This window comes from Microlunatus elymi (assembly GCF_007362775.1).
In the GTDB taxonomy this organism is placed as follows: Bacteria; Actinomycetota; Actinomycetes; order Propionibacteriales; family Propionibacteriaceae; genus Microlunatus; species Microlunatus elymi.
Genome location: NZ_CP041692.1, coordinates 3,939,007 through 3,962,194, shown reverse-complemented (window position 1 = coordinate 3,962,194; position 23,188 = coordinate 3,939,007). Strand labels below are relative to the sequence as shown.

At 67.3% G+C, this 23,188-nt stretch carries 20 protein-coding genes; 7 read left to right on the top strand and 13 right to left on the bottom strand.

All coding sequences use genetic code 11. The features are described 5' to 3' along the window. Window positions 1-17: 17 nt before the first annotated feature. Together FOE78_RS17815 and FOE78_RS17810 are read right to left on the bottom strand one after the other, a co-directional pair. Complete coding sequence (locus FOE78_RS17815) at window positions 18-1,532, bottom strand: glycosyltransferase family 39 protein (protein ID WP_143987481.1); 1,515 nt, start codon at window positions 1,530-1,532, stop codon at window positions 18-20. Between the two features lie 63 nt (window positions 1,533-1,595). Continuing rightward, window positions 1,596-2,684, bottom strand: a complete 1,089-nt coding sequence (locus FOE78_RS17810) for a mandelate racemase/muconate lactonizing enzyme family protein (protein ID WP_143987480.1) — start codon at window positions 2,682-2,684, stop codon at window positions 1,596-1,598. 66 nt (window positions 2,685-2,750) lie between these two features. Here FOE78_RS17810 and FOE78_RS17805 point away from each other — a divergent pair, with 66 nt between their 5' ends. From FOE78_RS17805 to FOE78_RS17795, 3 genes are all read left to right on the top strand, one after another. Continuing rightward, complete coding sequence (locus tag FOE78_RS17805) at window positions 2,751-3,359, top strand: GNAT family N-acetyltransferase (protein ID WP_168207572.1); 609 nt, start codon at window positions 2,751-2,753, stop codon at window positions 3,357-3,359. Between the two features lie 142 nt (window positions 3,360-3,501). Beyond that, window positions 3,502-4,766, top strand: a protein-coding gene (locus FOE78_RS17800; protein ID WP_143987479.1) for an IS3 family transposase whose coding sequence is annotated in 2 segments (ribosomal slippage) — window positions 3,502-3,775 and window positions 3,775-4,766 — 1,266 coding nt in all. Because the reading frame shifts where the segments join, the coding sequence is not laid out codon by codon here. A 146-nt stretch (window positions 4,767-4,912) separates the two neighbouring features. Continuing rightward, a complete protein-coding gene (locus FOE78_RS17795) occupies window positions 4,913-6,154 on the top strand; it encodes an IS256 family transposase (RefSeq protein WP_168207653.1) in 1,242 nt (413 codons plus the stop codon). Between the two features lie 62 nt (window positions 6,155-6,216). Here the strand turns inward: FOE78_RS17795 and FOE78_RS17790 are convergent, their stop codons facing one another. Beyond that, window positions 6,217-8,088 (bottom strand): DUF222 domain-containing protein, encoded by a 1,872-nt coding sequence (locus FOE78_RS17790; protein WP_143987478.1) that lies wholly within the window; start codon window positions 8,086-8,088, stop codon window positions 6,217-6,219. A gap of 111 nt (window positions 8,089-8,199) precedes the next feature. Then, window positions 8,200-8,940 (bottom strand): potassium channel family protein, encoded by a 741-nt coding sequence (locus tag FOE78_RS17785; protein ID WP_143987477.1) that lies wholly within the window; start codon window positions 8,938-8,940, stop codon window positions 8,200-8,202. 231 nt (window positions 8,941-9,171) lie between these two features. Here FOE78_RS17785 and FOE78_RS17780 point away from each other — a divergent pair, with 231 nt between their 5' ends. Beyond that, entirely contained in the window at window positions 9,172-9,513 is a 342-nt protein-coding gene (locus FOE78_RS17780; protein WP_143987476.1) for a YciI family protein, read from the top strand. 8 nt (window positions 9,514-9,521) lie between these two features. Here FOE78_RS17780 and pgl read toward each other — a convergent pair whose 3' ends face one another. The 5 genes from pgl to tkt form a co-directional block, all read right to left on the bottom strand. Continuing rightward, complete coding sequence (gene pgl / locus FOE78_RS17775; protein ID WP_143987475.1) at window positions 9,522-10,253, bottom strand: 6-phosphogluconolactonase; 732 nt, start codon at window positions 10,251-10,253, stop codon at window positions 9,522-9,524. Continuing rightward, entirely contained in the window at window positions 10,250-11,455 is a 1,206-nt protein-coding gene (locus FOE78_RS17770; RefSeq protein WP_143987474.1) for a glucose-6-phosphate dehydrogenase assembly protein OpcA, read from the bottom strand. The genes pgl and FOE78_RS17770 overlap by 4 nt, the downstream gene beginning before the upstream one ends. A gap of 110 nt (window positions 11,456-11,565) precedes the next feature. Then, entirely contained in the window at window positions 11,566-13,092 is a 1,527-nt protein-coding gene (gene zwf, locus FOE78_RS17765; RefSeq protein ID WP_143987473.1) for a glucose-6-phosphate dehydrogenase, read from the bottom strand. 138 nt (window positions 13,093-13,230) lie between these two features. Then, the gene (gene tal / locus FOE78_RS17760; RefSeq protein ID WP_143987472.1) at window positions 13,231-14,343 is read right to left on the bottom strand and encodes a transaldolase; all 1,113 of its coding nucleotides are present in this window, start codon (window positions 14,341-14,343) and stop codon (window positions 13,231-13,233) included. 47 nt (window positions 14,344-14,390) lie between these two features. Beyond that, window positions 14,391-16,592, bottom strand: coding sequence for a transketolase (gene tkt / locus FOE78_RS17755; RefSeq protein WP_210414653.1), 2,202 nt, complete (start codon window positions 16,590-16,592; stop codon window positions 14,391-14,393). A gap of 308 nt (window positions 16,593-16,900) precedes the next feature. Here tkt and FOE78_RS17750 point away from each other — a divergent pair, with 308 nt between their 5' ends. Next, window positions 16,901-17,839 (top strand): heme o synthase, encoded by a 939-nt coding sequence (locus FOE78_RS17750; RefSeq protein ID WP_228266235.1) that lies wholly within the window; start codon window positions 16,901-16,903, stop codon window positions 17,837-17,839. Between the two features lies 1 nt (window position 17,840). Here the strand turns inward: FOE78_RS17750 and FOE78_RS17745 are convergent, their stop codons facing one another. After that, window positions 17,841-18,518 (bottom strand): GAP family protein, encoded by a 678-nt coding sequence (locus FOE78_RS17745; RefSeq protein ID WP_143987470.1) that lies wholly within the window; start codon window positions 18,516-18,518, stop codon window positions 17,841-17,843. A gap of 236 nt (window positions 18,519-18,754) precedes the next feature. Here FOE78_RS17745 and FOE78_RS17740 point away from each other — a divergent pair, with 236 nt between their 5' ends. Beyond that, window positions 18,755-19,309 (top strand): 2'-5' RNA ligase family protein, encoded by a 555-nt coding sequence (locus tag FOE78_RS17740; RefSeq protein ID WP_168207571.1) that lies wholly within the window; start codon window positions 18,755-18,757, stop codon window positions 19,307-19,309. A 177-nt stretch (window positions 19,310-19,486) separates the two neighbouring features. Here the strand turns inward: FOE78_RS17740 and FOE78_RS17735 are convergent, their stop codons facing one another. The 3 genes from FOE78_RS17735 to FOE78_RS17725 are packed head-to-tail and all read right to left on the bottom strand — an operon-like array spanning window position 19,487 to window position 21,905. After that, window positions 19,487-20,443, bottom strand: a complete 957-nt coding sequence (locus FOE78_RS17735) for a COX15/CtaA family protein (protein WP_143987468.1) — start codon at window positions 20,441-20,443, stop codon at window positions 19,487-19,489. Then, on the bottom strand, window positions 20,431-21,192 hold the full coding sequence (locus FOE78_RS17730) for an ABC transporter permease (RefSeq protein WP_143987467.1): 762 nt from the start codon (window positions 21,190-21,192) through the stop codon (window positions 20,431-20,433). Before FOE78_RS17730 ends, FOE78_RS17735 begins: the two co-directional genes overlap by 13 nt. Beyond that, entirely contained in the window at window positions 21,189-21,905 is a 717-nt protein-coding gene (locus tag FOE78_RS17725) for an ABC transporter ATP-binding protein (RefSeq protein WP_407662594.1), read from the bottom strand. The genes FOE78_RS17730 and FOE78_RS17725 overlap by 4 nt, the downstream gene beginning before the upstream one ends. A gap of 107 nt (window positions 21,906-22,012) precedes the next feature. Between FOE78_RS17725 and FOE78_RS17720 the strand changes: the two genes are divergently transcribed. Beyond that, window positions 22,013-23,098, top strand: coding sequence for an ATP-dependent DNA ligase (locus tag FOE78_RS17720; protein ID WP_143987466.1), 1,086 nt, complete (start codon window positions 22,013-22,015; stop codon window positions 23,096-23,098). Window positions 23,099-23,188: the final 90 nt, after the last annotated feature.

Genomic DNA, 23,188 nt, shown 5'->3' with positions numbered 1-23,188 from the left:
CCGAACGGGGCGGGATCTCAGCCCAGTTCTGCCATCCGTGGCCAGAGTCGTGGCCACGGTTGCCTCGGACCGGAGCAGATCCGGACCGGGGCGCCGGCTTCCTGATTGTCCACCCCGGCCGGGCTGACCAACGTGGTCACCTGCCGGCAGCGGTCGAACCAGGAGGTGGGCTGGGACGGCTCGAAGTAGCCGACCAAGATCACGTTCGTCGCGTCGGACGGCGGTGGACCCCAGTACCAGAACGCGTTGTGCCCGGAGTAGACCGGCGGTAGCCGGAGCCCGTCCGGCGTGTGCATCCGGCGCGCCCGGGCCAGGGCGCCGGCCTCGCCGTAGTTGCCCGTGATGATCACCGTACGCGCCCGCTCGGCCGCGGGCAGCCCGCTCGCGACATCCGCGATCGTGTGGATGTAGCCGTTCCAGCCCACGGTCTCGGCGGAGTCCGGGTTCACCGCGACGCCGACCTTGAACAACGTGCTGCCGATCGGCGCGACCGGCATGGTCAGCAGCGTGGTGGCGACCGCGGACAGCGCGGCCAGCGTGATCACCAGCACCCGCCGCCAGGTGCGCCGCAAAGTCCAATCCAGCAAGGGGATCGCGCCCGCCGCCATCATCGCGGGCAGGTAGCCGGCAGGGTAGTAGGCCTTGCCACCGCCGATCACGTCCAAGATCACCAACAACAGGAAGCCGACCGACAACCAGCCGACCTCACGGCGCCGGGTCCCGCGCAGCAGCCACACCACGCCGATGATCATCACCACGCAGATCACCGGCCCGGTGGTGAGCAGGATGTTCGGAAGCAGTCCCAGCCGACTCGAGGACGAGGTCGAACCGCCGGCGGCGATGTTGTCGGCGATCTGCCGCTGTGGCCAGCCGTGCACCGACTGCCAGATCAGATTCGGTGCGGCCAGCACGACGGTGATCAGTGCGGCGACCCACAGCTTCGGCCCACGGAAGACCTGCCGCGGTCCCATGATCAACAAGCCGAGCAGGGCGGTGCCGATCACCGCGAAGATGATGATCTTGATCTCGGAGGCGATGCCGGCGGTGATGCCGAGAGCGAGCCAGCTGACCCAACGTCCGTCTCGTACGGCCCTGATCAACAACCAGACGGCAGCGGCGGTCACCGTCATGTCGAAGGTGGTGGTGGAGAACAGATGTCCGGTGCCGGAGGCGATCCCGGTCAGCGCGGTGGCGATCGCAGCTGCGACCTGGTGCTTGGGTTCACCGCCCAGCTCTCGCGCGCTGAGGCCACCGATCACGCTGAAGACGCCGACCGCGAGCGCCGGCAGGATCCGGAAGCCCCACAAGTTGCCGCCGACCAGCCAATGCCAGCCGGCGGCCAGCAGCGGAATCAACTCCGGATTGTCCGGCTGTGCCCAGGCGAGGTGGTGGCCGCCCTCGATGAAGTAGTACTCGTCGCGGTGGAAGCCGTACCGACCGGCGAAGATCATCAGCAGCACGACCAACAAGGCCCCGGCCAGGTAGACACCGGCCGGCAGCCGCGCTGAGACGTGCCGACCCGCATCGGTCACGTCTGGCAGCGTACGCACTTCGGGGCGTCCGCGCGCAAAGTCAGCCGCTTTGCCAGGTCCGGATCAGCCGGCGAGCAGCGACAATCCGAAGCCCGGCCGGTCGGACAGGGTCAGGATGCCGTCGGCGAACACATGTGAGCCGAGGTCGACCCGCTCGGTGCTGCCGGGCACACCCTCCACGACGGGGATGTTGCCGAGGCCCGCGGCCAGGTGTGCGGCATAGACGGTCTTCAGCGGACGGCCCCAAGCATGTGGGGAGCCGACCACGCCGTGCTTGATCAACTCGGCCATGGTGCGTCGCCACCGGGAGATGCCGAAGGACATCACGTCCATCAGCAGCACGTCGATGTGTCCCGCCGCGGCGATCGGCAGCAGCTCGTCGAGATCCGGGTCGGTCTCTCCCTCGGCGATCAAGGTCTGTGGACTGATCTCGTTCAGATGATCGCGCAGTTGAGCAAGATCGTCCGCGTCGTCGGCAAAGGGCTCCTCGACCCAGTACAGGCCGACGTCGGCCACCGCATCCAGGTAGCGCTGGAATCCGGTCAGATCGTAACCGTCGTTGGCATCCACGAGGATTCGCGTGTCCGGGTAGGCATCCCGGACCAGCCGGGTGATCTCGACGTCGCGGCGATCGCCGGCGTCGCGATCGCGCCAGCGGTTGCCGCGCCCGATCTTGATCTTGAAGTCGCGATAGCCGAGCTTCCGGTCGGCCCGGCAGTTGGCCAGCACTGCCTCCGTACCGCGCGGCGCGGACTCCGGATCAAGATCATCGAAGTAGATGGCACCGTCGTACACCTCGACGGCGGTGCTGCCACGGCCGCCGAGGATCGCGTACACCGGCAGGTCGAGCACCACGCCGAGAAGATCGTGCAGCGGTGCGTCGAGCCAGCAGTGCCGATCAGCTCGTACGCCGTGGTTCGGGTCGATCAGCTCCGACAGCGGACGGCCGACCACGTCGTCGATCATGGTCGCCGAGACGGCCTGCTCGATCAGCCCCCAACCGGACTGACCTGAATCGGTGTCGATGATCGCGATGGCGGACGTGCCGCCGTCGCCGTGGCTGCCCAGTCGGGCGTTGCGGCCGACCGTACGCGGATAGTGGGTCGGCAACTCGGCCGACCTGACCCCGGTGATTGTCGGATCCGATGTCATGTGATGCCGCAGCTCCTCGTGCTGAACCGGACGAAGAATGTCCCGATCCCGCCGTAACGTGACCGCATGGCTGAGTCAACGATGACGGAGACCTGGACGATACAACCTCTCGACGCGGGGAGTTGGGACGCCTTCGCCGGCCTGGTCGAGCGGCACAACGGCGTGTTCGGCGGCTGTTGGTGCACCTGGTTCCACACGATGGCGTCGGAGAAGGAACGTGATTCGGGCAAGAACTGCGAGCTGAAGAAGCGGCTGGTCACCGAGGACCGGGCGCACGCGGCGCTGGTGATGGACGGCGATACCGCGATCGCCTGGTGCCAGTACGGCCCGCCCTCCGAGTTGCCGAACATCTATCACCGCAAGCAGTACGAGGCCGAGGCGGACCTGCTGCCCGACTACCGGATCACCTGCATCTTCGTCGACAAGCGGTATCGGCATCGAGGTCTGGCGGCGGTGGCGCTGCAAGGCGCCCTGGAGTTGATCGCGAACGCGGGTGGCGGCGTCGTCGAGGGCTATCCGCACGACAACTCCGGCCAACGCGTCGCAGTGCTCTACGACGGCACGCGCGCGCTCTACGAACGCACCGGTTTCGACTACATCCGCCCCAAGGGCACCAAGAACTGCGTCATGCGGACGACGGTGGCGCCCCAGAAGTCGCGCCGCAGCCGGTCGTGATCACCCGACCACGACGTCGCTGAGCTTGTCGAAGGGCTGACCCGCTGGCTGGGGACCTGGATCCCACTCCCAATGCGGGCATGCTGGTCTCACTGGAGTGTCGCGGCTTTAGGGCCGGTCCTTTTCGAGAGGATCGGTTGTCATGCCGAAGCAGTATCCGAAGCAGCAGCGGGACCGTGCAGTGCGGATGGTCCAAGATCATTTAGACGAGTACGACAGCCCGTATCTGGCGTGCAAAGCGATCGCGCCGAAGGTCGGAGTCGGAGTGGAATCGCTGCGCCGGTGGGTGCAACAGGCCCAGATCGATGCCGGCGAGCAGCCGGGCACCACGAGTGTGGAGAGGGCCCGGATCAAGGAGCTGGAGCGGGAGAACCGTGAGCTGCGCGAGGCCAACGAAATCTTGAAAGCAGCATCGGTTTTCTTCGCGGGGGAACTCGACCCCCGACGCCGATGATCGTCGAGTTCATCGACGCGCAACGTCGATGCGGTCACCGGATCTTCCTTATCTGCAGGGTATTACTCGAGTTCGGGATCAGGTTCAGCGAACGAGCCTACCGCAAGGCCAGGACCCGGCCACCGGCCGACCGTGACCTGGACGATGCGGTCGTGGTCGAGGCGCTGCTGGCCACCCGCCGGCCCGACCCGGTCACCGGCCGGCCACCGAAGGAACGGTTCTACGGCCGCCGGAAAATGACCCGCTGGCTACGCCGCCAGGGCCTGGACGTGCCCTACTGCCAGGTCGACCGGCTGATGCGCCAGGAAGGCCTCAACGGGCTGCGCCGAGGCAAGCAGAAGACCACCACCATCCGCGACCCCAAGCGCCCAGCCGCCACCGACCTGTTGAACCGCAACTTCACCGCAGCGGTGCCCGATCAAGTCTGGATCGCCGACATCACCTACGTGTCGACCTGGTCCGGCTGGTGCTACACCGCCTTCGTCGTGGACGTGTTCTCCCAACGCATCCTCGGCTGGGCAGTCGCCACCACGATGGGCGACCGGTTGGTCCGCGACGCCCTGGCGATGGCGGTCTGGCAGCGTGACCACCAGGGGCATCCGATCGCCGACCAGCTCGTCCATCACAGTGACAAGGGCAGCCAGTACACGTCGATCCGGTTCGGCGAATCCCTTACCCACAACGGAATCCGGCCCTCTACCGGTAGCGTCGGAGACTCCTACGACAATGCCCTGATGGAGTCGATCAACGGACTCTACAAGAACGAATGCATCAGACCCGAAGGGCCCATCAAAACCCTGCTCGACGTCGAATACGCCACCGCCGAATGGGTCGACTGGTGGAACCACGACCGGCTCCACTCCAGCCTGGGCTACCTCACCCCTGCCGAGTACGAGGAAGCCCACTACGATCACCTACTGAACCTGCTCCAACCGGAGCCGGCCCACCCATAACCGACCGGCCCGAAACCCGTGGCGCTTCACACGCGGCCCGAGGTGCTCATGGGGACTGTAATTTTAACGGTGTAACTCCTGAGACGAAGGAGACACCTGTGACTGACGTGACGAGTAGGGATGTGGCTGCTGCTGACGGGCAGGAGCTGTCGGCCAGCGATCAGCAGCTGGTGCGCGAGCTGACCGATCGGGCCCGGGCCAACGGGTTGCAGCTGACCGGTCAGGGCGGCTTGCTGGGCCGGCTGACGAAGATGATCGTCGAGGGCGCCCTGGAGGGTGAGATGGATGATCACCTGGGGTATGCCAAGCATGATCCGGTCGGCCGGGACGGCGGTAACTCCCGCAACGGCTACCGGGCCAAGACGCTGTTGACCGAAGCCGGGCCGGTTGATGTTTCGGTGCCGCGGGACCGGGACGGCAGTTTCGAGCCGACGATCGTGGCGAAGCGGCAGCGGCGACTGTCTGGGGTGGAGGACCTAGTGATCTCGCTGTCGGCGAAGGGACTCACGACCGGGGAGATTTCGGCGCACCTCGCCGAGGTGTATGGGGCGGAGGTGTCGAAACAGACGATCTCGACGATCACCGACCGGGTGATGGAGGGGCTGGCCGCCTGGCAGTCTCGTCCGTTGGACCCGGTGTATGCGGTGCTGTTCATCGACGCGATCCAGGTCAAGATCCGGGAGGGTGAGGTCTGCAACCGGCCGATCTACCTGGCCCTGGGTGTCACCGCCGACGGTGAGCGTGACGTGCTCGGCCTGTGGGCCGGTGAGCACGGCGACGGGGAAGGTGCCAAGTACTGGCTGCGAGTGCTGACCGAGATCAAGAATCGTGGCACCAACGATGTGTGCATGCTGGTCTGCGACGGGCTGACCGGACTCCCTGACGCGGTGTCGGCGGTGTGGGACAAGACGATCGTGCAGACCTGCATCGTGCATCTGCTGCGGAACTCGTTCAAATACGCCTCGAAGAAGGACTGGGGGTCGGTCGCCAAGGACCTGAAACCGGTGTATACCGCCGCCTCCGAGGCCGAAGCGCTGGACCGGTTCGCCGACTTCAGCTCCAAGTGGGAGAAGCGTTACCCGGCGATCATCCGGCTGTGGACCAACGCTTGGGCAGAGTTCGTCCCATTCCTGCAGTTCGACCGCGAAATCCGCACCGTGATCTGCACGACGAATGCGATCGAGTCGATCAACGCCCGACTCCGGCGAGCGGTCAATGCCCGCGGTCATTTCCCCACCGAGCAGGCAGCGCTGAAGTGCCTGTACCTGGCGATCATGAGTCTCGATCCGACCGGCCGAGGACGCAAACGCTGGACCAACCGATGGAAGGCAGCACTCAACGCCTTCGACATCACCTTCGACGGACGCCTATCCGCCGGACGCAACTAACAAGATCAAAAATCAGTTACACCGAAAACTTGACAGACCCTGCTCATGTGGCCGGGGCAGGGTTAGGCGGCGGTGGTGTGGGCGCCGTTGGGTTGGGCGGCGTGCCAGACGGCTCGGGCGAAGTGGGTGGTGCCGAGGTCTTGGGTGCCGGCGGCGCTGGTGATCAGTACTTGGCCGTAGCGGGTGAGCCAGACGAGGGTGCCTGGCACGGGTTGTCGGACCGAGATCCGGCCGTGGGTTTTGTATCGGTGTTCGGGCCTTGCGAGGGGTGCGAGTTTGCCGAGGGCGGTTTGGCCGGGTTCGGCCGGGCTGCGGTCGGGCCGCCGCCGGTAGGGGTTGGTGTGGTCCAGATCCGTGGTGCGGCCGATGGTGGTCGAGTAGGGGTAAAGGCTGGCCGGGTTGCGGCAGAACACCGCCTCGCGGAGCCTGGGTGGGACCTCGTAGGCGTCGACGGCGGGGATGGTGTTCAGGTCGAGCACCGGTAGCAGGTTGATCCGGCAGTCGTCCAGCCAGTGTCGGACCTGGTGCAGGCTGGCCGGTCCGAGTTCTTCGACCCGGGCGATCGGCGTGGTGTCGTCGGGGTAGTAGTGCACGTGCAGCATCGCGGGGGAGACCAGCCGGGCGGGGTCGAGGTGCCGTAACAGTTGCCGGAGTGCTTCTTGCCGGTATTCCTGCCGCAGAAACGGATTCAGCCAATCAGCCGACGACGCCGAGTGTTCCTGCTGCTCACGACCATGATCATGATCACGCGCGGGCGCTGCCGACTGATGGTCACCCGTGGGCCGATGATGATCATCCGCGGGCCCTGCCGGGTCATGATCACGTGCGGGGTGCGGCTGATCCTGGCTGCCGCCGAGTTCTTCGACGCTGAGATGATCATGGTCGGTCGCCTGGTCCTGGCGCGGACCGTTGCTGCGCGGCTGCCACTGCTCGGCATCCGTCGGCTCGTACTCGGATTCGGGATCGGGCGGTAGCAGGGATTCCTCGACCGGCGGCTCCCGATCGGGGTCGAACGGTGCACCGTCGGGGTCGTTGATCGGGAAGTGGTCGGGTTGGATGTCGTTCCGGTTGGGGTCGTAGCGCAGCGGTGGCTGTTGCAGCTCGGCCAGCGCGTCGAACAGGTCGGGTTGTTCGTGTTCGATCAACAGTTGGGCGGCCCGGACCGGGTTGGTGCCCAGCAGGCTGAACGCGACCGCACGCCACTCGTCTCGGGTTTTGGCGTCGCGGGTCGGTACTCCGGCCATCCGGCAGCGATCGGCGCCGGCGAGGATGTCGGCGACCCGGTTCACCATCGCGTCCAGCCGGATCGCCTCGGCGGCATCCAGTCGGGCATACACGGTTTTGATGCCGTGCTCTCCTGCCTGCCCGACCCGCACGAACCGGGACCGGCGGCCCTCGGCGATCAACGTCGCGATCCGTTCCCCGTCCACCCGCAGCATCGCCGCATCGAGGAGATGTTCCAGTCGCCGGCGGCCGACCGCGATCAGGTCCCCGGACAGCATCCGATCCACCGCGCCGGCCTGCCCCGGCGACAGGTCGCGGCAGCTGCGGGCGATCAACCGGACCGCCCAGTCGGCGACCAGGCCGCGGCGGACCAGTGCCCAGATCCGGGTGAAACGCTGGCGCAGGTCGGTCGCGTCGGCGATCAGGCTGCGGGCCTGCCCGATGCTGCCCTGGATCAGCGGCGCCAGTTCGGCCGGAGCGAACTCGCCCACCAGCGGAGTGCCGGCGGCGCCGAAACACATTGCGCGTTCACCGACCAGCCGGCCCGCCCCGGCCGAGGCGGGTAGCAGGCCTACCGGTGGGTGCAGGTCGGCCCAATGGGCGGCCAGCAGCAACTGCTCACAACCGACCCGGAGTTTCTCCCGGGCAACGAAGCCGAACGCCTCGGCCGTACCGGCCAGGTCCAGCCCCGCCACCTCGGATTCGAACATGTCATTGATTCTAAAGAAGCCCACCGACAATCCTTCTCCACCGAGGTCGCCACCTCTTCTTCTTCGTCTAGATCATTCGGGCGCCAGGAGGCATCCGACGACGATGACGGTTCAGGCCTTGGGTGCGTCGCGTTGGGCGAGCAGACGTTCGAGGGAGTCGATCTTGGCAGCCAGCTTGGCCACGTCCGCCCGAGTGGCGGCCTGCGCGCCCTGTTCGACCTGACGTACGCGATCGACCAGCCAGCTGGCGACGGAGGCGGTGACCACACCCAGGAGGGCGATCCCCGAGATCATCATTCCCACTCCGACCAGGCGCCCGGTCGTGCTGACGGGATAGAAGTCGCCGTATCCGACCGTGCTGACGGTGACGATGGACCACCACAGTGCTTGACCGGACGTGTGGATGTTGGATCCGGGAGCGTGCCGTTCGGCGTCCAGGACGGCCAGAGACCCGACGAACAGCACCAACACCATCGAGCCGGCCACGTACACGCCGACCCGCCCGCGCAGCGACGACCCGGCGCGACGGTTCAGGATGTCGACCAGGGCCAACACCCGCAGCAGCCGCAGCGGACGCAGCATCGGCAGCACCACCACGGCCAGGTCCAGCAGGTTGCTTCGTACGAACGCCGCGCGGTGCCGCGCCAGGCAAAGGCGCACCACATAGTCGATGGCAAAGGCCAGCCACGATGCCCACGTAGCCACGTCATATGCGCGGTCCCATTTCGGCGAGAGGTGATCGTCCAGGATCGGGACCGCGTAGGCGACCAGGAACACCAGAGCCACCACGGTCAACGGAAGATCGGCGTGCGACTCCCATCGGTGCAGGCGCAGCTCGTCATCGTCAGTCATGCCCCATCCCTACACGAATCAGGAGTTGGTGCGGTCTCGCCACACGGCTCGACGCACCCGGCTTGCGGCCGGTCACGTGTACGAGACCGAGTGCCTGAGGCTGCCACAACGGATTCGGCCCCATGTCCAGTGGGAGCGCGTGGTTAGGACGATCGTGTCGTATCCGTCGGGTTCGGTTCGTTGAGGTGTCGACGGCGGCAACGTGTCCGCCGCTGGGCTTAGGAGACAGTCATGACGCAGTACATCGTCTATTTCAACCAGCAGTGGGCGGGCGACCACAGCGAGGAGTGGTTCATCAGCCGCGGACCGCTCGCCAAGGCGGTGGTGGCGGAGATGAAGGACGCGGGTGTTTATGTGTTCGCCGGTGGGCTGGACGAGGACGTTGATCGGGTGTTCAGCGCCGACGCCACGAGCGGCACGCTTCTGATCAGTGATGGGCCGTACGTCGCAGGCAAGGAGTCGCTGGGCGGCTTGACCATCATCGACGTCGCAGATGTCGGCGTGGCGAAGATGTGGGCGGGAAAGCTCGCCGAGGCGTGCGGCTGGCCACAAGAGGTCCGACGGATCGGATGAAATCCCGATCAGTGGTTCAACTTGGCGGCGGCTGCCTCGTCCAGCAGCCAGAGGGTGCGCTCGGTGCCGTGAGCTTGGCCGGCGGGGACCGGTTTGCTGCCGGTTGTCGCCCAGCCGACGGCGTCGGCCTTGTCGGCGCCGGAGACGGTGAACCAGACCTCGGCGGAGCGATTGATTGCCGGGTGGGTCAGGCTGATCCGCAGCGGTGGCGGCTTGGGGGAATCGCGTACAGGGATTACGTCGGAGGTCGCGGACAGCGACCGTTCGAACGACGGGTGATCGGGGAACACCGACGCGATGTGGCCGTCCGGCCCCACCCCCAGCAGGCAGATGTCCAGCACCGTGTCGCCGAACTCGCCGGCGTAGACCTCGGCCGCATCGTCCAGCGCCAGCACGCCGTCGTCGGCCGGCATCCGGTGGATCTGCGACTCGTCCAGACCCAGCGTCGGCTGTAGCGCGGCCAGTGCTCCGCGGTCGTTGCGATCACCGGAATCGGCGGCGACGAACCGCTCGTCACCCCACCACAAGCCGACCCTGGACCAGTCCACCTCGCTGCCCGGCCCGTCGGCCGCGAGCCGTTGGTAGGCGCGGGTGGCGATCCGGCCACCGGTCAGACCGACGTTGATCGTACGATCGGCGTGCTGTTGCTGGAGTTCGGTCAGTCGGGTCAGCAGACGCTCGGCAATCGCCTCCGCAACGGCGTTCGCGTCAGGATGGATCAGGAACTCCGGCCCGCTCATCGTGTGGCCTTTCGGATGGCCGTCTTGGCCGCAGTCTTCTTCGCCGCAGTCTTCTTCGCCGCTGTCTTCTTCGCCGCTGTCTTCTTCGCCGCTGTCTTCTTGGCCGGGGATTTCTTCGCTGTTGCCGACTTTGCGGTGCGCTTGCGTGCCGGCCCTTCGACAAGCTCAGGGCCCTTGGTTGCGGTTCGCGCGGCGGTGGTTCGCTTGGTTGCGGTTCGCGCGGCGGTGGTTCGTTTCGTTGCGGTTCGCGCGGCGGTGGTTCGTTTCGTTGGCGTCTTCTTGGCGGTGCGCTTGCCGGCACGACGGGTGAGGAAGGCGCGCAGCGTTTCCTCGTACACGACGTCGTGGTCCATCCGGCGCAGTTCCTCGGCGATCAGCTCCGAGGTCGGCCGCCGCTTCAGCGCGACCATCCGCTCCGGCTGGCCTGGGATCGCGTACGCGGCCAGCAGGCCGTCCGGCCGGGTGATGGCGATGTCGCCGGCGGCGGTCGCCATCCGGACCGCGGTCAGCCCCGGGCCGGCGCTGGTGATCAGCCGGACCGGCAGCTTCAGCCGGGACTCAAGCCAGGCGGCCAGCAGCTCCGAGGACGGATTGCCGCGTTCGGACTCGACCGTGACCGCGGTGATCCGGGCCGGGAACTGGTCCAGCGCGGCGGCCAGCAGCGTCCGCCAGGTGGTCAGCCGGGTCCAGGCCAGATCGGTGTCGCCGCTGGTGATCTGCTCGGCCCGCCGGGTCAGTTCGCGGCGCGGCTGCTTGGCCGCCGCCGCGTCGGTGATCCGCCGGTTGGACAGCTCGGCCAGGCTTTCGGAGGTGTCGCGATTGGCCGGCACCGAGCCCGGCCACCACACCACGACAGGGGAGTCCGGCAGCAGCAGCGGCCGGATCACCGACGCCGGATGATCGGCCAGCGGACCGCGCATCCGCACCACCACGACCTCGCCCGAGGTGCCCTCACCGATGCGTACCTCGGCATCCAGCGAGGCGGTGTGCCGACCGTTGCCGGTGACCACCAGCAGGATCCGGCAGGGGTGTTCGCGACCGGCCGCCATCGCCGACTCCAGCGCGGCGGGATACTCCTCCTCGTCGGAGACGATGATCAAGGTCAGCACCATGCCGGAGGCCGGGCTGCCGGCGCTGCGGCGGGCGTTCAGCAGGGCGGAGGAGATCTTCGCCGAGGTGGTGTCGCTCAGAGTGATGATCATGAGATTTCGCTGTCCTCGTTAGCTTTTATGGACTTGGCCACGGCGCCGCGGCAGCGGCAGTCGGGGCGACCACGCCCGGGGGTTCAAGGGGGTCGCCCCCCTTGCTCATATCACGGCCGGCGCCAGGCAAAACCATCGCGGGCGAGCATCTCGTCGGCGCTCTTCGGGCCCCAGGTGCCCGCCTCGTAGTCGTCCGGCGGAGTGCCGAGCGAGGCCCAGTAGTCCAAGATCGGATCCAGGATCCGCCAGGACAACTCGACCTCCTCGTGCTGCGGGAACAGCGGCGGATCGCCGAGCAGCACGTCCAAGATCAACCGCTCGTACGCCTCCGGTGAGGACTCGGTGAACGAACCGCCGTACGCGAAGTCCATGTTCACCTCGCGGATCTCCATCTGGGTGCCCGGCACCTTGGCGCCGAATCGCAGCGTGACGCCCTCATCCGGCTGGATCCGCATCACCAAGGCGTTGTAGCCGAGCTCGGCGGTGTCGGTCTCGTCGAACGGCAGGTGCGGCGCCTGCTTGAAACCGAGCGCGATCTCGGTCACCCGGCGCGGCATCCGTTTGCCTGCGCGCAGGTAGAACGGCACCCCGGCCCAACGCCGGTTGTCGATGTCGACCCGGATCGCGGCGTACGTCTCAGTGGTCGAGTCCGCCGGAATCCGTGGCTCGTCCAGGTAGCCGCCGACCTTCTCGCCGCCGGCCCAGGCCGCGGTGTAGCGGCCGCGAGCGGTGTGCAACCCAAGATCACGCGGCGGCCGAGCAGCCGCGAGCACCTTCTGCTTCTCGGCCCGCAACTGACTGGCCTCGAAGGAGGTCGGTTCCTCCATCGCGGTCAGCGCCAGCAGCTGCAGCAGATGATTCTGGATCACGTCCCGGGCAGCCCCGATGCCGTCGTAGTAGCCGGCCCGGCCACCGATGCCGATGTCCTCGGCCATGGTGATCTGGACATGATCGACGTAGTTGTTGTTCCACACCGGCTCGAACAGCTGGTTGGCGAACCGCAGCGCCAGCAGGTTCTGCACGGTTTCCTTGCCCAGATAGTGATCGATGCGGAACACCGAGCTGGCCGGGAAGGCGGTGGAGACGATGTCGTTGAGCTCCTGGGCGGACTTCAGATCGTGCCCGAACGGCTTCTCGATCACCACCCGGCTCCACCGATCATGATCTTGTTCTGCCATCCCGTGGCTGCGCAACTGACCGACCACGTTGGGGAACAGGCCGGGCGGGATGGACAGGTAGAACGCGTGGTTTCCGCCGGTGCCGCGGGACTCGTCGAGCTCGTCGATCGTCTGCTTCAACCGGTCGAAGGCGGCGTCGTCGTCCAACTCGCCGGCGACGAAGCGGATGCCGTCGCTGAGCTGCTTCCAGACCTCTTCCCGGAACGGGGTGCGGGCGTTCGCCTTGACCGCGTTGTGCACGACCTCGGCGAAGTCCTCGGTGTCCCAGTCGCGGCGGGCGAATCCGACCAGCGCGAAACCGGGCGGCAGCAGACCGCGGTTGGCCAGATCGTAGATGGCCGGCATCAACTTCTTGCTGGCCAGGTCACCGGTGACGCCGAACATCACCAGCGCGCACGGGCCGGCGATCCGGGGGATACGGCGGTCCTGCGGATCGCGCAGCGGATTGGGGCGTGACATCTGACTCAACTCGGGTGTCTTCCTCGAAGGAGCGGACGGGAGAGGACTGCGTCGTCCGCACGAAACCCTAGTGATCTCCGCGCCCCTGCGGCCACTCGGGTCAGCATCCGATCACGCCGACCCGAGTGTCGCCGGCGGTCAGGCCGAGGTGGCGGCCTTCAGGGCGTCCGTCACGGTCTGCTCCAGCTCGCCCCAGGAGACGTCGAACTTGTCCACGCCCTCCTTCTCCAATATGTCGATCACGTCGTCGTAGGAGATGCCGACGGCGGTCAGTCGATCCATCACCTGCTGCGCCTCGTCGGCGGTCCCGGTGACCTTGTCGCCGGCGATCTCACCGTGATCGGCGACCGCGTTCAGGGTCTTCTCCGGCATCGTGTTCACCGTGTTCGCGACCACCAGCTCGGTCACGTACAGGGTGTCCGGCAGGTTCGGATCCTTGACCCCGGTGGATGCCCACAGCGGACGCTGCACTCCTGCGCCCTTGGCCTCCAACGCCTTCCACCGATCCGAACTGAACGCCTCCTGGTAGGCGGCGTAGGCGAGCCGAGCGTTGGCGATCGCCGCCTTGCTGCGCAGCGATTTGGCCTCGTCCGAACCGATCGCGTCCAGCCGCTTGTCGTACTCGGTGTCCACCCGGGACACGAAGAACGAGGCCACCGAACGGATGGTGGACAGGTCGATGCCCGCGTCCGCGGCCTGCTCCAGACCGGAGAAGTACGCGTCCATGACGCCCTGGTAGCGCTCCAGACCGAAGATCAACGTGACGTTGACGCTGATCCCCGCAGCGGTTGCGGCGGTGATCGCCGGCAGCCCCGGCTTGGTCGCCGGGATCTTGATCAGCACGTTCGGCCGATCGACCGTGGCCCACAACTCCTTGGCCTGGTCGATGGTGCCGTCGGTGTCCATCGCCAGCCCCGGCTCGACCTCGATCGAGACCCGGCCGTCCACCCCGTCGGTCGCCTTGTAGACGTCGGTGAACACGTCACACGCGTTGCGCACGTCGGTGGTGGTGATCTCCCGGATCGCCTCGGCGGTGGTCTTGCCGGCCGCCGCCAATCCCTTCACCTGTTGGTCGTACGCCTCGCCCTTGGACAGCGCGTTGGCGAAGATGGTCGGGTTGGTGGTCACCCCGACCACGTGCTGTTCCTTGATCAACTGCTCCAGGTTGCCCGAGTCCAACCGCTCCCGCGAGAGGTCGTCGAGCCAGATCGACACACCTGCGTCGGACAGTGCCTTCAGCGCTTCACTCATCTGCCTTCATCCCTTGTCTTGACTTGCTTGTGTGGCGGGTCGGGCGATCAGCTGATCGTCACGCCGGGCTCGTCGAGAGTGTCGGCCGGTCCCGACGGTCCGCTGGTCAGCGGATGGGTCGGGTTGCCACCGGTCTTCGCCGCCGCGATGCTCTCCTGCGCGGCCTCGGCCACCTTTTCGGGCGTGAAGCCGAACTCCTTGAACAGCACACCGGCAGCCGCGGAGGCACCGAAGTGCTCCAGGCTGACCGCGCGACCGGCATCGCCGATCAGCGAACGCCAGCCCATCCCGATCCCGGCCTCGACGCTGACCCGTGCCTTGACGCTGCTCGGCAGCACCGACTCGCGGTAGGCCTCGTCCTGCTCGAAGAACCACTCCACGCACGGCATCGAGACCACCCGGGCCCGGACACCGGCGGCGGCGAGCTGTTCCTGGGCCTTGACGGCCAGCTGCACCTCGGAACCGGTACCGATCAAGATCACCTCCGGATCGCCTTCACTGTCCTTCAACACGTACCCGCCGCGTGCTGTTCCACTCGCGGCGGCAAAGCCGTCCGCCTCCCGCGGGAAGGTGGGCAGGTTCTGCCGGGACAGGATCAGACCGGCCGGACGATCGGTGTGCTCCAGGATCGTCTTCCACGCCCACGCTGTCTCGTTCGCATCGGCCGGCCGGACCACGTCCAGACCGGGGATGGCGCGCAACGCAGTCAGATGCTCGACCGGCTGGTGGGTCGGACCGTCCTCGCCGAGGCCGATCGAGTCGTGGGTCCAGACGTAGGTGACCGGCAGCTTCATCAGCGCGGCCAGCCGGACCGACGGACGCATGTAGTCGCTGAAGGTGAGGAAGGTGCCGCCGTAGACCCGCAGCCCGCTGGAGACCGCGATGCCGTTCATGATCGCGCCCATGCCGTGCTCGCGGATGCCGAAGTGCAGCACCCGACCGTACTGGTCACCGGAGAACATCTTCGACTGCCGATCGGTCGGCAGGAAGCTCGGCTGGCCCTTCGGGGTGGTGTTGTTCGAGCCGGCGAGGTCGGCCGAGCCGCCCCACAGCTCGGGCAGCGCCGGCGCCAGCTTGGTCAGCACCTCGCCGGAGGCGGCACGGGTGGCGACGCCCTTCTCGTCGGCCTCCCAGCTGGGCAGCGCGTCGGTCCAGCCCGGGGTCAGCTCACGCTTGCGCAGCCGGTCCAGGAATTCCTTGCTCCGCGGGTTGGCGTCGGCCCAGGCGTCGAACGCCTGCTGCCACTCGTCCCGAGCGGCCTTGCCCCGCTGGACCAGTTCGCGGGTGTGGGCCAGCACCTCGTCGGTGACCTCGTAGGTCTTCTCCGGGTCGAAGCCCATGACCTCCTTGGTCGCCCGGACCTCGTCGTCGCCGAGCACCGAGCCGTGCGCGGCGCCGGTGTTCTGCTTGTTCGGCGCGGGCCAGGCGATGATCGTCCGCAGGTCGATGAAGCTGGGCCGATCGGTGACCGCGCGGGCCGCCTCGATCGCCGCCAGCAGCGCCTTCACGTTTTCGGTGTAATGGGTGCCGTTGTTGGTCCAGTCGACCGTCTGGACGTGCCAGCCGTACGCCTCGTAGCGGGCGGCGGTGTCCTCGCTGAGCGCGATCGAGGTGTCGTCCTCGATGGAGATCCGGTTGTTGTCGTAGATCAGCGTCAGGTTGCCCAGCCGCTGGGTGCCGGCCAGCGAGGAGGCCTCGGACGAGACGCCTTCCTCGATGTCGCCGTCGGAGGCGATGCAGTAGATCTGGTGATCGAACGGGCTCTGACCGGGGACCGCATCCGGGTCCAGCAGGCCGCGCTCACGACGGGCCGCCATCGCCATCCCGACCGCGTTGCCGATGCCCTGGCCGAGCGGTCCGGTGGTCACCTCGACGCCGGTGGTGTGGCCGTACTCCGGGTGGCCTGGGGTCCGCGAACCCCAGGTCCGCAGCGCCTTGATGTCGTCCAGTTCGAGGCCGAATCCGCCGAGGTAGAGCTGGATGTAGAGGGTCAGGCAGGAGTGACCTGCGCTGAGCACGAACCGATCCCGGCCGACCCAGTTGGTGTCGGACGGGTCGTGGCGCATCACCTTCTGGAACAGCAGGTACGCGACCGGGGCGAGGCTCATCGCCGTGCCGGGGTGGCCGGCGCTCGGCGGATGGACCGCGTCGGCGGCCAGCACCCGGACGGTGTCGACGGCACGCGAGTCGAGGTCGGTCCACCCGTCGGGGAGCAGGCTCGGGTCCTTGGCGATTGTTGATTCGGTCACAGCGAACTCAGGTTCCTTCCGCTTGCTGGCCCCGACAGCCGGTGCAGATCCTGACGTGTCGTGCTCGTCGTTGCGCTCGAGAGCGAGGAATTCGTACGCCGTTCGGGGATGGGTTCAAACAGGGCCGAGCCTATCGCTGACCGGCGACACAGGGATATTCGCGGTCCGCGGACCGTCGCGGGTGGGTCAAATCGGCGGCCGGTCATTAAACTGCTGTGGCGCGGGTTGGTACGACACGGCGTAGGAGATAGTGTCAGCAGGGATCCGCGCCAGGCGGCAGGACAGGGGAAGCACTCAAGGTGACAAGCATCGACGTGGCCAAATCGGCCGGCGACGCTGAGCAACCGACCCCGCCGCGGCGCCTGCGGGACGTGCTGGGCGCCTATTTCGCGCTGACCAAACCTCGCATCATCGAGCTGCTGCTGGTGACCACCGTGCCGGCGATGTTCCTGGCCGACCGCGGGGTGCCGAATCTCCTGCTGGTGCTGGGCACGCTGATCGGTGGCGTCTTCGCCGCGGGCAGCGCGAACGTGTTCAACTGCGTGCTCGATCGCGACATCGACGAGCGGATGCGCCGGACCCGCCGACGGCCGCTGCCGCGCCATGCGGTCAGCTGGCACAAGGCCACCGTCTTCGCGGCGGTGCTGGGCGTGCTGTCGGTGCTCTGGTTCGGGTTGTTGATCAACTGGCTGTCGGCGTTCCTGGCCCTGGCGGCCAACGCCTTCTACGTGCTGATCTACACGATGATCTTGAAACGGCACACCTCCCAGAACATCGTCTGGGGTGGCATCGCCGGCTGTTTCCCGCCGCTGATCGGCTGGACCGCGGTGACCGGACAACTGGCACTGGCACCGTTCGTGTTGTTCGCGATCGTGTTCTTCTGGACCCCGCCGCACACCTGGGCGCTGGCGATGCGTTATCGCGAGGACTACGCAGCAGCCGACGTGCCGATGCTGCCGGTGATCATGGCGCCGGCGGGGGTGGCGAAGCGGATCCTGATCTACTCGGTGCTGACCGTGGTGACGTCGATGCTGCTCTGGCCGGTCGCCGGCACCGGGTTGCTCTATCCGATCGTTGCCGGGCTCTGCGGGATGGCCTTGCTGGTGGAGTCGGTGCAGCTGTTGCGGCGCGCCCGGGCCGGGCTCAGCGACGCGTTGATGAAGCCGATGCGGCTCTTCCACTGGTCGAACTCGTACTTGGCGTTGATCTTCGTCGCGGCCGCGGTCGACCCGCTGTTGCCCTTCTGACTCACATCAGCCCGGCCAGGCCGTTGCCCAAGAACCAGGTGCCGAAGAACGCGCCGAGAACGACCGCGATCAGCTTGTTGTGCCGCTTCAACCAAGCGGCGATTCCTTCCAGTGCGCGCAGTGACCACGGGGTGCCGGCGACCCGCAGGCCGACGATGAAGATCAACAACGCGCAGCTGAGCACCGCGTACAGGACGAAGGCGAGCGAACCGGCGATGTAGCCGAGGTCGGCGTTGCGGATGGCCGCAACCGCGCTCAGCGTGAACACCCAGAACTTGGCCCCGATCAGCGGCAGGGCCGCACCCACCCCGTACGCGAGTCGAGGTGACATCGACTGCGCCATGGTCATCCATTTCGGCGGTGGGGCGTCCGGGTCCTCGTTGGTCAGCAGCACCTTGGTGGCGGCCGCGTACAGCAACAGGCCGAGCCCGATCAGGAACGCCGACACCACCGGGTCGGACGACTTGTGACCGATCGTCGCCGAGACGCCGGTGAAGATCAGCCCGAACACCAGACCTTGCAGGACGCGCATGGAGACGATGCCGCTGATCAACGCGATCGCGGCGCTGGTGCCGTCGCGCTGGCGCAACAACAACAGCAGCGTCATGCCGACCTGGGACGGGACCAGGATGTTGCCGAGGACCAGCGGGATCATCGTCCACAACAGCCCGCCCATCATGCCCCGACCTGCCGGGTCTGCTGGACCACAGATCTCTCCTTCGCCAATCCGATCAGCGTGTCCTGTCGGCCGCCGCGAGCACTCACCCGAGACGGGTGAGTCAGCCAGACCGGCGCCGGTGACAGTGTGGCAGAGGCGATGCGCCGCGGCGGCGCGGCCGGAATTCACCGACGACGGTGCGGACAATCCCGGCGCCGGTGCGCGATAATCGCGGCAACCGACAGGGAAGGCACCCGGTGGTTCACTCGATCGAACTGTTGTTGGAGGACGAGGCCGAGGCCGCGATCAAGCGGCAGTGGCGGCTGCTGGCCGACGCCGGGTTGCCGAGTGAACATCGTCCTGCTCCCGGTACGGGGTCACGTCGCCCGCACGTGACCGTGGTCGCCTGCGAGCAGATCCCGATGGCCACCGCGACCGGACTCGGCCCGACGCTGGCCGAGGCGCTGCCGCTGCCGGTGACCATCGGAGTCCCGATGATCTTCGGTACGGCGAAGGTCGGCCGGCCCGGTTTGATCTTGGTCCGTCAGGTGCTGGCCAACGTCCGGCTGCTGGAGTTGCAGCAGCGCCTCAAGGAAGGCTGCCCGCAAGCCCTGGACGGTCACTTCGACGAGGGTCGTTGGGCGCCGCACGTCACCCTGGCGCGCCGACTGCGCCCCGACCAGATCCCGGTCGCGCTGCAACTGCTGGCTCGCACCGGCGCCTCCAACGGCGCGCCCCGGGAGATGCAGGTCAACCTCACCGGCGCCCGCTTCTGGCAGGGCGATCTCAAGCAAGCAAGAAACCTTCTCTGATTGATTCGCAGTCGACCTAGTGCCGCTGCCGCGGTTTGGGCTGGCGGCTCACCTTCCGGGGGCGACCCCCGTACCCCCGCCGTCGTTGCGACTGCTGCCTGGCTCACGCCGCCGCCTCCGCTTCGCTGCGGCTACGGTCTCGCGCTGGGGCGCTCGACGTGTTGTTCAATCGCTGTTTCAGGCGTTCGTGGTGCGGCGTTCGACGTGCGGCGACGGGGCACTGCTTGCCGTGTTCGGTGCTGGGCGCTTCAAGCGGACCGAGTACAACAGGTTGGCGGCGAGGGCGATGGTGCCGGCGGCGCCGGCGATGTGCAAGATCACCAACTGGATCGGCAGGCCGGAGAAGTACTGGGCAAAGCCGATCCCGCCCTGGATCAGTTCGATGATCAACAACAGCACGGCGGCGCGGTTTCGCAGCACGATGATCGAGACGATGGTCGCCGCGGTCAGCAGGTAGACCGAGAACGAATGGACGTGACTCACGTCCAGCGGATTGAGGCCGGTGCGTACGGCCTTGACGTCGCCGGCGTGCGGGCCGGAGCCGGTCACGACCGTGCCGAGGCAGACCACCACCCAGGCCAGCGCGAAAGTGATCATGGACAGCAGCCGCGCCCTCGGCCCGACCTCCTTCGCCGGTGCCGGCCACGTCAGCCGGACCAGCCAGGTCGCCAGCGTGACCAGCACCAGCGAATTGAGCATGTGCAGCGCGACCACGTACGGGTTCAGGTGGGTGAGCACGGTGATGCCGCCGATCACGCCCTGGAACGGGATGCCGACGCCGATGCCGAAGGAAAGCCAACGCAGCTTGCGATCCGGGGTGCGGTCGGCGCGCCGGTAGAGCAGGGTCGAGATCCAGGTGATCAGCGCAACGATCATCAGGATGAAGGTGATCAGCCGGTTGCCGAACTCGATCGCTCCGTGGACGCCGAGCGCCGGATGCGGGGTGTACGCGCCGGGTGTGCACTGCGGCCAGGTCGGGCATCCCAGCCCGGAGTCGGTCAACCGGACCAGGCCGCCGGTGATGATGATCACGATGTTCATCACCAGGCTCAATACGGCGAGACGCCGCAGCCAGGTCGGGCTGCCGAGCCGCCGGGCCAGGGTCGAGTCGCGTACGTCGGTCAGGAGATCCATCGAAAAGCCTTCCTGGCTGCGAAGGTGAGGATGATCGCCCAGACGGCGAGAACCAGCAACGGCCAGCCGTCCACGACACCGGCCGAAGCCGATCGCAGCTCGTTACCGAGCGCCCCGGTGGGCAGCAGGCCGATGATCGTTTCCAGCGGAGCGGGGAAACGTGCAGCCGGGACCACCAGGCCGCCGGCGACCAGCAAGATCACGTAGATCACGTTGGCCAGCGCCAGCGTGGCCTCGGCCCGCAGCCGTCCGGCCAAGATCAACGCGAACCCGACGAAACCGACGATCGCCAAGATCACCGCCGCAATCGCCAGCAGGGTTGAGATCGCCGAGAACTGCGGCCGCCAGCCGAGCAGGACGGCGACCACGGTCAAGATCAACAACTGGCCGATGACGATGATCACCACCGCCATCGCCTTGCCGGTGATCAGGCCGGTCCGGCCCAGCGGCGTGGCGGCCAGGCGTTCCAGCACCCCGTACCGGCGTTCGAAACCGGTGGCGATCGCGACCGAGGTGAACGCCGTCGACCAGACCGCCAACGCCAGCACGGATGCCGGAAGTTGATCACCGAGCAGTGAGCTCTCCAGGAAGCGGGCGGCGACCAGGATCGCGATCGGGATGATCAAGGCCAGCAGCAACTGCTCGCCGTTGCGGACCATCAGTCTGGTCTCGGTCAGACCGTGACTGATCACCCGGCGCGTTGCCGGTGCCGCACCCGGTGCGGGGGAGAAGTCCAGTCTGGTGCTCATCCGATGCTCGCATGGGTGTTGGCCAGGAAGACCTGTTCCAGGCTGCTGCCGTCGGCGGTCAGTTGGGCGACCGTGCCGGACACGGCGACCCGGCCGCGGTCGACGATGTGGATCCGATCGGACAGTTCGGCCGCCTCCTCCATGGCGTGGGTGGTGAGCACGATGCTGACCCCGGCGGTCCGCAGTTCGCCGAGCAGTTCCCAGGTGGCGCGCCGGGCGTGCGGATCCATCCCTGCGGTCGGCTCGTCCAGGAAGACCAGCTCCGGCCGGCCGACCAGCGCACCGGCCAAGTTGACTGCCTGCTGCTGACCGCCGGACAGCCGCCGGTACGGAGTCCGGGACAGCCGATGCAGCCCCAGCCGCTCGGCCAGCGCGTCGACGTCGAGCGGGTGCGCGTAGAGGGATGCCAGATAGCGCAACAGCTCCAGCGGCCGGATGCCGGACCAGGCTCCGGTGCTCTGCGGCATCATCCCGACCCGTGCGGCGGCAGCTGCGGTGCCAGGCCGTTCGCCGAGCACCCGGATGTCGCCGCGGTCGGCTCGGAGCAGTCCGTTGCAGCAACGCAGCAGGGTGGTCTTGCCGGCTCCGTTGGGTCCGAGCACGCCGGTGAGCGCGCCCCGTTCGGCGGTCAGGGTGAGGTCGTCGAGCACCGGACCGCGGCCGAAATCCAGCCTCAATCCGGTCACCTGCAGAGCATGCTCGGGACCTGGCACGCAGGCAGTGTAATCCGCCGTCCGCCCTTCGTACTACGCGCGGTCGTAGGGCCCGACCCAGAGCCCGGCACCTGGATAACCGGGCCGGGGTTCGACAGGATGAGGCCATGGACCTGCCCGTGATGCCGCCGGTGAAACCGATGCTGGCCAAGTCGGTGAAGACGATCCCGACCGGTGACCTGACCTACGAACCGAAGTGGGACGGGTTCCGGTCGATCATCTTCCGCGACGGCGACGAGGTGGAGATCGGCAGCCGCAACGAGCGGCCGATGACCCGCTACTTCCCGGAGATGGTGGAAGCCCTCCGCGAACTGCTGCCGGCCAAATGCGTGCTGGACGGCGAGTTGATCATGATCGGCAGCTCCGGCGACCGACTCGATTTCGACCAGCTGCAGCAGCGAATTCATCCCGCGGCCAGCCGGGTGAAGATGCTGTCGGAAACCACGCCGGCCCGGTTCGTCGCCTTCGACCTGTTGGCGTTGGGCGACGAGGACTATTCGGCCCGTCCGTTCGCCGAACGCCGGGCGGCGCTGGCCGACGCGCTGGCCAACGTGCCGGCGCCGGTGCACCTGACTCCGACCACCACCGATCCCGAGGTGGCCGAGCAGTGGTTCAACGAGTTCGAGGGTGCCGGGCTGGACGGCGTGGTGGCCAAACCCCAGGGTCTCGCGTACCAGCCGGACAAGCGGGTGATGTTCAAGATCAAGCACGAACGCACCGCCGACTGCGTGGTGGCGGGCTACCGTACGCACAAGAGCGGCCCGGACGCGATCGGTTCGCTGCTGCTCGGCCTCTACGATCATGACGGCCGGTACGGGGAGCCCGGCAGTCTGCTGTCGGTCGGTGTGATCGGCGCCTTCCCGGCCGCCCGCCGCAAGGAGCTCTTCACCGAGTTGCAGCCCTGGGTGACCACCTTCGACGATCACCCCTGGGACTGGGCCAGGCAACTGGAGGGCAACCGGACCCCGCGCAACGCCGAGGGCAGCCGGTGGAGCGGCGGCAAGGACCTGTCCTTCACCCCGCTGCGTCCCGAGCGGGTGGTCGAGGTCCGCTACGAACACATGGAAGGCAACCGCTTCCGGCACACGGCCCAGTTCAACCGCTGGCGCCCGGACCGTACGCCGGAGTCCTGCGGCTACGACCAACTGGACGAGCCGGTGAAGTTCGACCTCGGGGACATTCTCGGGGGTTGATCGCCGGCGCCCCGGTCAGAGCGTGAAGTCGCCCTCGACCCGCGACCACATCAAGAAGTGGGTCCAGCGTGAGCGGTTGATGCCGCACGA

What these genes read in the sequence shown, in the direction of transcription:
- FOE78_RS17810 (WP_143987480.1), bottom strand. Translation starts at nt 2,684, where the DNA reads ATGACATCGGATCCGACAATCACCGGGGTCAGGTCGGCCGAGTTGCCG.
- FOE78_RS17805 (WP_168207572.1), top strand. Translation starts at nt 2,751, where the DNA reads ATGGCTGAGTCAACGATGACGGAGACCTGGACGATACAACCTCTCGAC.
- FOE78_RS17790 (WP_143987478.1), bottom strand. Translation starts at nt 8,088, where the DNA reads ATGTTCGAATCCGAGGTGGCGGGGCTGGACCTGGCCGGTACGGCCGAG.
- FOE78_RS17785 (WP_143987477.1), bottom strand. Translation starts at nt 8,940, where the DNA reads ATGACTGACGATGACGAGCTGCGCCTGCACCGATGGGAGTCGCACGCC.
- FOE78_RS17780 (WP_143987476.1), top strand. Translation starts at nt 9,172, where the DNA reads ATGACGCAGTACATCGTCTATTTCAACCAGCAGTGGGCGGGCGACCAC.
- pgl (WP_143987475.1), bottom strand. Translation starts at nt 10,253, where the DNA reads ATGAGCGGGCCGGAGTTCCTGATCCATCCTGACGCGAACGCCGTTGCG.
- FOE78_RS17770 (WP_143987474.1), bottom strand. Translation starts at nt 11,455, where the DNA reads ATGATCATCACTCTGAGCGACACCACCTCGGCGAAGATCTCCTCCGCC.
- zwf (WP_143987473.1), bottom strand. Translation starts at nt 13,092, where the DNA reads ATGTCACGCCCCAATCCGCTGCGCGATCCGCAGGACCGCCGTATCCCC.
- tal (WP_143987472.1), bottom strand. Translation starts at nt 14,343, where the DNA reads ATGAGTGAAGCGCTGAAGGCACTGTCCGACGCAGGTGTGTCGATCTGG.
- FOE78_RS17745 (WP_143987470.1), bottom strand. Translation starts at nt 18,518, where the DNA reads ATGATGGGCGGGCTGTTGTGGACGATGATCCCGCTGGTCCTCGGCAAC.
- FOE78_RS17735 (WP_143987468.1), bottom strand. Translation starts at nt 20,443, where the DNA reads ATGGATCTCCTGACCGACGTACGCGACTCGACCCTGGCCCGGCGGCTC.
- FOE78_RS17730 (WP_143987467.1), bottom strand. Translation starts at nt 21,192, where the DNA reads ATGAGCACCAGACTGGACTTCTCCCCCGCACCGGGTGCGGCACCGGCA.
- FOE78_RS17720 (WP_143987466.1), top strand. Translation starts at nt 22,013, where the DNA reads ATGGACCTGCCCGTGATGCCGCCGGTGAAACCGATGCTGGCCAAGTCG.